The organism is uncultured Sunxiuqinia sp., assembly GCF_963974515.1.
Lineage (GTDB): Bacteria > Bacteroidota > Bacteroidia > Bacteroidales > Prolixibacteraceae > Sunxiuqinia.
In genome coordinates this window covers 1-2,390 of the sequence record NZ_CAXBDD010000215.1, presented here as the reverse complement: position 1 = coordinate 2,390, position 2,390 = coordinate 1, and the positions used below count along the sequence as shown (strand labels likewise).

Here is a 2,390-nt window from a genome sequence, read left to right as displayed (position 1 = left end):
CATCAGCAAAAGTTTTGGCTGTTGAAACCATGCTAAACCCACAGGTCAAATTCGGAGCTGACCTGATTGCCAGAATTCAATCCTGCCTCAATGGTCGTGCAAGCGAAATGTCTCTGATAATCAGGGAGTCTGTTGGAAACCTGATTGCATTGATGTTAAAAAAGCATGAGGTAGAATTACAAAAGGTAATTTTAGTAGGAAATTCTGTTATGCAATTAATTTTTAGCAATTGTGATGTTTCGCCTCTTTCAATGTATCCCTTTCATTGCGATGATATTGGACTGAAAACTTACTATCCAAAAGAGTTGCGTTGGAATTTTCATGTAGTTGAGAAAGTACAATTCCTTCCTTGTATTGGAAGTTTCATAGGTAGCGATATCCTGGCCGGGATTGTAGCCACGAACCTGCATCAAAAGGAGAAATACAACGCCCTGATTGATTTAGGCACCAATGGGGAAATTGTAGTAGGTAATAAAAATCAGATTGTATGTGCGTCAACTGCTGCCGGTCCTGCTTTCGAAGGTGCCTCGATTTCTATGGGGATGCGTGCTGTAACCGGGGCCATATCGTCGTTAAACCTGATCGACAGAAAAATTGATTGCAGTGTGATTGGAAATACAGTTCCTAAAGGGATCTGTGGAAGCGCTTTAATCGATGCAATTGCCATTTTCCGTAAACTTGATTTAATTGGAATGTTCGGAGAAATTAATTCAGGAGAAACACATATCCAAATTGAAGGTAAGGTATATCTCACTCAAAAAGACATTCATGAATTTCAGTTGGCCAAGGCTGCCATTGCTGCCGGATTGAAAATACTAACTGCAAAGCTTTCTATCGAAATTGGCGACATTGAAAAAATATACATTGCCGGAGGTTTCGGAAATTACCTCACTATCGAACATGTAGTCGCAACTGGTATGTTGGAAAGTAAAGAAGAAGTGATTCAAAAAATGGGAAATACGGCTCTGTTAGGGGCAAAAATGCTGTTGTTTTCAAAACCTGAAATTCTCGATGAAATTCTGGTGAAAATTAAACATATCAACCTGGAAGGTGAATCTGATTTCCAGGATATCTATGTCGAAAAAATGATTTTTTAATAAAATTGTTGCTAAATTTTGTTGAATGGTTCGTCATTTTTTTGCTTTTATCAATTCGTTGTCCTGACGTTTTTACCCCAATTTATCATCGTTGGCTACTTTGGAGTATCATCGGGAAACCCCAAAACAAACACCCATTAAATATAAGATTGCCCTGCTACGCTTGTCAAAGTCAGTCAAGTTTGAATATGTTGAAGCAATACTGTCCTAAAACGATTCGGTCAAGGAGAGCCGATGGGTGGAATAAACCTCATTAATTCCCCGGGATCCTATTTCGGGAATTTCTAGTCGGGTGCTCGATGCGGGGATTGGTCGTATAGGTGTAACCATCCGGTTGTATGGACTGTTATTAATTCGTATTTCGGATGGACTGATTCAATAACCTGATTCCGCTTGTATTTGTATTCTATGGTTGGTGCCTTGATCCCCGCAAGTTCACAGCATTCTTTTACTCAAGAACCTCCTTGTTTTCACTTTTTGCGCCATGGTCAAAACTGTAAAGCTTATTGTACAGGGGAGTCATTTCCTGGTCTTTGCTAAAGTGGGCAACATTCATCAGCCAATAGCAAAGGCCAATGGTTCCTTTATCGCCATCTTTCACATAGTCCAGCCCATCCATCATCTTGGCATATTTCTTTTGGATATCAGAACCATCGAACAGGATGTAGTCCCTATGACAGATTTTGCTTTTTACACTGTTCATATGTCCCAGGAATAACTTCATGAAAAAATCTTTCTTGTTATAATGGTTCCTAAAGCGCTTGGTCGTCTGGCTCAACGAGATCGTATCGCAAATGCCAGTAGCTATTTTATTGACCAACACCGGACCTGTCTTGAGTATCCCAGTGGTCATTTCCCTGATACATCGGGCTTCCGGTTTTGTTAATTGACCCTCAAGCTTAAGAAAATAGCGACTAATCTTGTTCTGTACCTGTTTTGTTAACACTTTTGACATGAGCTGGTTTTTAGAGATTATTTGCTTTTGTTTGCACAATAAAAATAACCTTTTTCAACCAGCTTTCCTCATATATAAACATCTTTAAACCCCTGATATGACTGAATTGTAGAGCTTGATCAATCCATTTTTCGGGAGATGGTCAAGCTTCATTAAAGGTTTTTCTTTGCTCCGTCATTTGGAAAAATACATTTTTAACCTCGCTCCTTTCTGGTGTGGAAATTTCAATTGAAAAGTGTACAGGTAATCGGAGTAAAAGAGTCAACTTTTTTCAGGGAAAGACACTTAGCTAATCTGTGGAAAAGGTTGCTGGCCTACTTTTCAGAACACAAAATAAA

2 protein-coding genes are annotated in these 2,390 nt (G+C 39.2%); one reads left to right on the top strand and one right to left on the bottom strand.

From position 1 onward, the window contains the following. Window positions 1-1,097 (top strand): ASKHA domain-containing protein (locus tag AAC033_RS19015; RefSeq protein ID WP_339741146.1); only part of this gene is annotated, 1,097 nt, incomplete at its 5' end. Between the two features lie 448 nt (window positions 1,098-1,545). Here AAC033_RS19015 and AAC033_RS19010 read toward each other — a convergent pair. Next, window positions 1,546-2,052 (bottom strand): hypothetical protein, encoded by a 507-nt coding sequence (locus AAC033_RS19010; protein WP_339741144.1) that lies wholly within the window; start codon window positions 2,050-2,052, stop codon window positions 1,546-1,548. Window positions 2,053-2,390: the final 338 nt, after the last annotated feature.